Origin of the sequence: Komagataeibacter melaceti, from assembly GCF_003403295.1 — a bacterium.
Taxonomy (GTDB): Bacteria; Pseudomonadota; Alphaproteobacteria; order Acetobacterales; family Acetobacteraceae; genus Komagataeibacter; species Komagataeibacter melaceti.
Map to the genome: position 1 here is coordinate 1 of NZ_QUWV01000175.1, position 5389 is coordinate 5389.

6 protein-coding genes and 2 pseudogenes are annotated in these 5389 nt (G+C 52.1%); 1 reads left to right on the top strand and 7 read right to left on the bottom strand.

The window, feature by feature from the left end:
- Window positions 1-411 precede the first annotated feature (411 nt).
- The 4 genes from DY926_RS15585 to repC are packed head-to-tail and all read right to left on the bottom strand — an operon-like array spanning window position 412 to window position 1639.
- The gene (locus DY926_RS15585) at window positions 412-660 is read right to left on the bottom strand and encodes a hypothetical protein (protein WP_116704198.1); all 249 of its coding nucleotides are present in this window, start codon (window positions 658-660) and stop codon (window positions 412-414) included.
- 51 nt (window positions 661-711) lie between these two features.
- On the bottom strand, window positions 712-993 hold the full coding sequence (locus DY926_RS15590) for a hypothetical protein (RefSeq protein WP_116704199.1): 282 nt from the start codon (window positions 991-993) through the stop codon (window positions 712-714).
- Window positions 990-1196 (bottom strand): hypothetical protein, encoded by a 207-nt coding sequence (locus DY926_RS15595; RefSeq protein ID WP_116704200.1) that lies wholly within the window; start codon window positions 1194-1196, stop codon window positions 990-992. The genes DY926_RS15590 and DY926_RS15595 overlap by 4 nt, the downstream gene beginning before the upstream one ends.
- Window positions 1193-1639, bottom strand: a complete 447-nt coding sequence (gene repC / locus DY926_RS15600) for a replication initiation protein RepC (protein WP_116704201.1) — start codon at window positions 1637-1639, stop codon at window positions 1193-1195. The genes DY926_RS15595 and repC overlap by 4 nt, the downstream gene beginning before the upstream one ends.
- A gap of 332 nt (window positions 1640-1971) precedes the next feature.
- On the opposite strand from repC, the pseudogene DY926_RS15605 reads away from it, so the two are divergent.
- Window positions 1972-2904, top strand: a pseudogene (locus tag DY926_RS15605) (IS5 family transposase).
- A 56-nt stretch (window positions 2905-2960) separates the two neighbouring features.
- Here the strand turns inward: DY926_RS15605 and DY926_RS15610 are convergent.
- From DY926_RS15610 to DY926_RS15620, 3 genes and pseudogenes are all read right to left on the bottom strand, one after another.
- A pseudogene (locus DY926_RS15610) lies at window positions 2961-3077 on the bottom strand (IS5/IS1182 family transposase); the annotation flags it as partial.
- Between the two features lie 82 nt (window positions 3078-3159).
- Entirely contained in the window at window positions 3160-4203 is a 1044-nt protein-coding gene (locus DY926_RS15615; RefSeq protein WP_206609055.1) for a class I SAM-dependent methyltransferase, read from the bottom strand.
- Between the two features lie 234 nt (window positions 4204-4437).
- Window positions 4438-5201, bottom strand: a protein-coding gene (locus DY926_RS15620) for an IS5 family transposase (RefSeq protein ID WP_116704203.1) whose coding sequence is annotated in 2 segments (ribosomal slippage) — window positions 4438-4868 and window positions 4868-5201 — 765 coding nt in all. Because the reading frame shifts where the segments join, the coding sequence is not laid out codon by codon here.
- Window positions 5202-5389: the final 188 nt, after the last annotated feature.

Sequence of the window (5389 nt, forward strand, 5' to 3'; positions counted from 1 at the left end):
CACGAACTGTTGCCATGGAACTGGCACCCCATGACTGATCTTCACAAAAAGGCCGCATGATCAACGGCGGCCTTAAGCGGCCGGTTACGATCGTCGTGCCATTGAGAAAGACCGTGCCCAATATCGGCTCCGCGCCTCTGACCTTTTCAAAGAGGCGCTGCCACACGCCAAGCTTCGACTAGCGAACGAACAATTGTGCGGCAATCCACCAGGGAACAAACTTAGGCGGAAGGGCGTGCCATTCTGATGGCGCCAGAAAATCGCGGAGATCGTCCGTCGAAGGTTTTTCGGCGGGGTCTTGCCCTTCGGACGGACTTCCTCAATCAAAGGCTCCCAGACGGATCAGGCGGCATCAGAAAAGACAGACTGCATCATGCTCATCATAAACAGCTATGCAGTCCGTTCCGTCATTCAAGGCCTAACAGGCCCTAGGTGTTTAGTCCCAGGGTTTGATGGGTTGGATTGATGATGAATCTTTCCGGCGCGGAAGCGTTCGATATAGTCGACGACGACTTCCCATCCGCCCATGATCCGCCCACTCAGTTCCCATGTCCGTGCGATCCGCCGTGCGGCGGCGGCCCTCTGCTGCCGGTATTCGACGTTCATGAGGCGATGCTCGATTCTGGTGGCAAGAAGTATCTGCCGCTCCTGGCTGATCATGTCCCGCGCCTCGGCGGTCTCCCGGATCGCCTTGCTGATGGCGGGCTGAAATCACGCACGCAGTTCCAGTTTAAGTTCGGCCTCGTCAGTAAAGGCGGATGGGTCCCATTGCGCGAGATGGGACCGGACCTCGCGCGCGCCGTTCTTTTTCAACACGGACAGCGACCGGGGCGGCGGATGGCCTGCTTCCTTCATTGCTTCCGCGACATCCTCGCGTTCGAGGCTGAGCATCTGCATGAACTCGACCGACTGTTCCACCCGACGTTCGAGCGGGAACCGCGTGACGGTCTTCACACCGGCAATGGGTTCTACAGGCGTGGGATCATCTGTCATGGCTCATCTTGGTCAGCGGTTTCACCGTTGCGCGACTGCCGCGCCAGCGCGACCAGCCCCTGCTGCGTTTCTGCCGCGCGGGCGATGGCGTCCGCCGCGGAGCGCACGCCGAATACCTTTTCCGGCGATGTAATATCAAAGGTCCGGCCGGTATGTCTGCTACGGCAGTGCCAGTGGGCCATGGTTTCATCCCCGGGCGTCATGGGCGTTGTCCGGCGACATGAACTGGGGATGGCGTGGCTGGGAGTGATATCCGGACGCATGCATCGCGCAGGGCGTAGAGGCTGCGGTCGAGATAGAGCGCGTGACGCGCGCCACGATCCACCAGGGACCGGAAATAGGCGTCCCGATAACGGATTGCCTCGCCCCGATGGAGACGTGCGGCCATGATGATGATGGTAATGCTTGCCTGCAGGCGGCCGAGCACCACACAGGCCTGCCGCCATGCGTGGTGGGTGATGCCCATCTGGCCGGACAGATGTTCCGCAGCGTCCGTCAGTTCGGGCTGTGTCGGTCGATCGGTTGGACACAGGTCGCGCAATGGGGGCAGATTTCGAGATAGAACGTCGATGTGCCGCGAAAACCGCGCAGTGCGGACAGTTCGTGCCGGGGTTCTGTTGCGGCCGGGTCCGCCGACGCTGCGCACCGCATTGCTTCAATGCGATTGTGGCCCGTGGCCGCTACGTTGACTACCTTAATTTTGGATAGATTGTTTTTTGTATCTGTATAGTGGGTGCCGGAATCGGGGTCCATGGGTGCCACTTTCGGGGCCCATCGGGCATCGGATTCTGGGTTATCCACAGGGGGCGGAACTGCGTCGAGCTGGTGCCAGATCGCCTTCATGTCGTCATGATAGGCCGCAAGCGTCGCGATGGACTCCGTGCGCAGCCGTCGGCGCATGATGCCTGCCGCACGGCTTTGTTGCAGAAATACTGGACAGGGATTCCCTATCTGAAACCAGTTTGTTAGCTGGGTGTGATGAGCAAGCCGAACCCCATGCGCTACCGAACGACGAACTGGTCCTCTCACAACGCAGCGCTGAATAAGCGTGGATCTCTGACGGTGTGGTTTGACCCGTCGATGAATTGGGAGGGCCTTCCGACGGGGCACCGTGGGCGTCAACCGGGTTACAGCGATGCTGCGATCCAGACGTGCCTGACGCTGAAGGTCATGTTCGGTTTTGCATTGCGTCAGACAACAGGGTTTGTCGAAAGTCTCCTGCGCCTGGTCGGGCTTGCGTGGTCTGTGCCGGATTTCAGCACGCTGAGCCGTCGGCAGAAATCCCTGACAGTCGATATCCCGTATCGCGGCTCAGACGGCCCGCTGCATCTTCTGATCGACAGCTCCGGGATTAAGGTCGAGGGAGAAGGTGAATGGCATCGGCGCAAACATGGCGGTTCGAAACGTTGTATCTGGCGTAAACTCCATATCGGGATCGACGAAGGTTCACTGGAAATCAGGACTGTTGAAATGACGGGAAACGAGATCGGCGATGCTCCGGTTCTGCCGGTGCTTCTGGAGCAGATCCCCGATGAGGAGGACGTCGCCAGCGTCACGGCTGATGGCACGTATGACACGAGGAGATCCCATGAAACCATTGTCAGCCGCGGCGCCCAGGCTGTCATACCTCCTCGAAAAAACGCAAAGCCATGGAGACCCACGTCAGCAGGAGCCATCGCCCGAAACGAAACTCTGCGAGCTTACAGGCATCTCGGACGGGCTATCTGGAGACGGTGAAGCGGTTATCATCGACGAAGCCGCGTCGAGACAAAGATGCACTGCATCAAACTGCTGGGCCAGCGTCTGACGGCACGGGATTTCGACCGCCAGATCACCGAAGTTCATATCCGTGTTGCTATCCTTAACCGATTCACAGCGCTCAGAATCCTTCTCATACGCGCCGTCATATAACGGAAAATTCCATAACGGCATCCTCACGCCGACAGAGTGAATTGTGCAACAGAGCCCAGATCAGGGCGGAACGCCTCAAAATCCACAGTCCGGGAAAACGCCTCGAGCTGATCACCAGGCCCGCTTAACCGGGCAAGCCGCTCGTCAACATCAAAGAAACCCGGCTGCTTCATGAGCCATCCCCCCCAATCATCACACAAGGTAGGGAATAACAGCCAACAGTTCAGAGCCAAAGGGTTTTTCGAACCCTCCACGTTATTTAAGGGTAAATTCATATACTTTAGCGGGTTCTGAATTCGTGTCATCATATACGTTACAATAAAAACCAGCATCAGAAAAACACTTGAATAAATAATCCTTTTGAAATCCAAGTTCCATCCACCCTCGATACCGCATTATCGATACATTTTGCCAATCAAGACGAATGCCCCACGGATATGGCAGAATAGGACATATTTCATCAAATATAGGTTCCCCAGCAAGTAGTATTTTTCCTGTCGGTTTAAGAGCATCTCTAAGTTCTAAAATTGTTTTTTTTATGTCAAGGCAATGATGAAAACACTCATAGAAGAAAATTAAATCATAATAATTATTTTCGCCAGATGGGTTGTAGCCAAATTCTCCTATATGACTTTTTAAAGAAACATCATAAAACCGAGAAACATCATTAACAGCGTCGCAAAATTCTTTATTAACATCGACTGTGTCTACATGCGCCCCAACTCGAGCAAACGCAACGGAAGTCTGACCAAAACCTGCGCCATATTCTAAAACTTTATCTCCATTTTTAATGTTACTCCTCATAAGTAGGTGTCCAATTGCCATTAGGTGTTTTCCGGCCTCATGAGCACTTCCTGTTGAATAGAACGCTGGCCGCTTTATTGCATCAACGCCTCCTATCGGAGTAAACTCATCACTTCCGGGGGTATAATTTTCTCTATTAGTAATTTCAGACCATAGTTTTAAAATATTTTTTTTATATTGTTCGCTATCTGGATCTATATTATCATCAAACCAATATGGTAACTCATATACCTTTCCGTGCCATTTTTCCAAATTATTGTTACTATGGAAATCTTTGGCAGACTCATCAAGGTCACCATTATTTATGAAATATGTGCCATTTTTCATCATAAACTCAGGAGAGTTGTATAAATTATTATACAACTCTCCGATATTTCTTGCATTTTTAGAATGATGCATAATAACATCTTCATTTTCAGGTTCCCTGTTTAGTATATCCCTGTATGCGGATATAACATATTTCCTGTGTATCATTTGCAATATCACCTCTTTCATGTGCATTTAAATCAAGTACATTTCCATATGCTCTGCAAATTTTCTGATAATGCAGTCGATTTTTATAAGATACATAGTATATATAATAAGAATATTCAAGACCGCAGCGCATCCGAAAAGGTCGACATGGGACGTACCGATCTGGCTTCAGATGAATGGATCGAAGAACCGTTGTGAATAACCCCTAGCAGCCTGTCGGGTTGGGGCACCCTGAATAGCCCCTAGGCTCAGGACTCATTCTTTGAGATAGAAGATGAAGCTTGCTGCGATGTGGATTGCAGACATGAATGTATGAGCGCAGCGGTCGTATCTGGTCGCTACACGTCGCCAGTCTTTCAACTTTGCGAACATGTTTTCGATAAGGTGGCGCTTTTTATACAGATGCCAGTTGTAAGATGGCTTTAATTTCCGGTTCTTCCTTGGTGGAATGCAGGCGGTAATGTTCCGTTCGACAAGATATCGTCTGGTCCGGTTGCTGTCATAACCCCGATCCCCGATGACCTCTTCTGTTCCTTCCGGCAGGTGCGCCAGAAGAACATCTGCCCCTTTGAAGTCACTGACCTGTCCCGCAGTCAGATGAAGGCGGACAGGTCGGCCCTGATCATCGCACACGGCATGGAGTTTTGAGTTCAGGCCGCCTTTTTTCCGTCCGATATGGCGGGGAAAAGCCCCTTTTTGAGCAGGGACGCTGATGTCCGGTGCGCTTTCAGATGTGTTGCATCAATCATCAGACGCTTCGAACGGCCAGTCTGTTCTGTTAGGGCGATAAAAATCCTGTCAAAGACACCCAGGCGGCTCCACCGGATAAAGCGGTTGTATAAGGTCTTGTGGGGACCATACGCTTTCGGGGCGTCTTTCCATTGAAGACCGTTGCGGATCACGTAAACAATCCCGCTCAGAACACGACGGTCATCCACACGCGGCACCCCATGAGCCAGAGGGAAAAACGGCCTGATCCGTTCCATCTGGCTCTCGGACAGCAAAAACACGTCACTCACAGCCCAACCTCCATCGGTAAGCCTGTGAATCACAATACCCCACTCAGTTCAATAAATTAATAGGTCCTGAACCTAAGTAGACAGACGGCAGTCGCCTTCTTCCGGGACATTTAGGTAAGAGTTTGGCCTTTCGTAAATCGGACATAAGTCTCAAAATAAAAATCGGTCGTCTGCTTGTCAGCCACCTC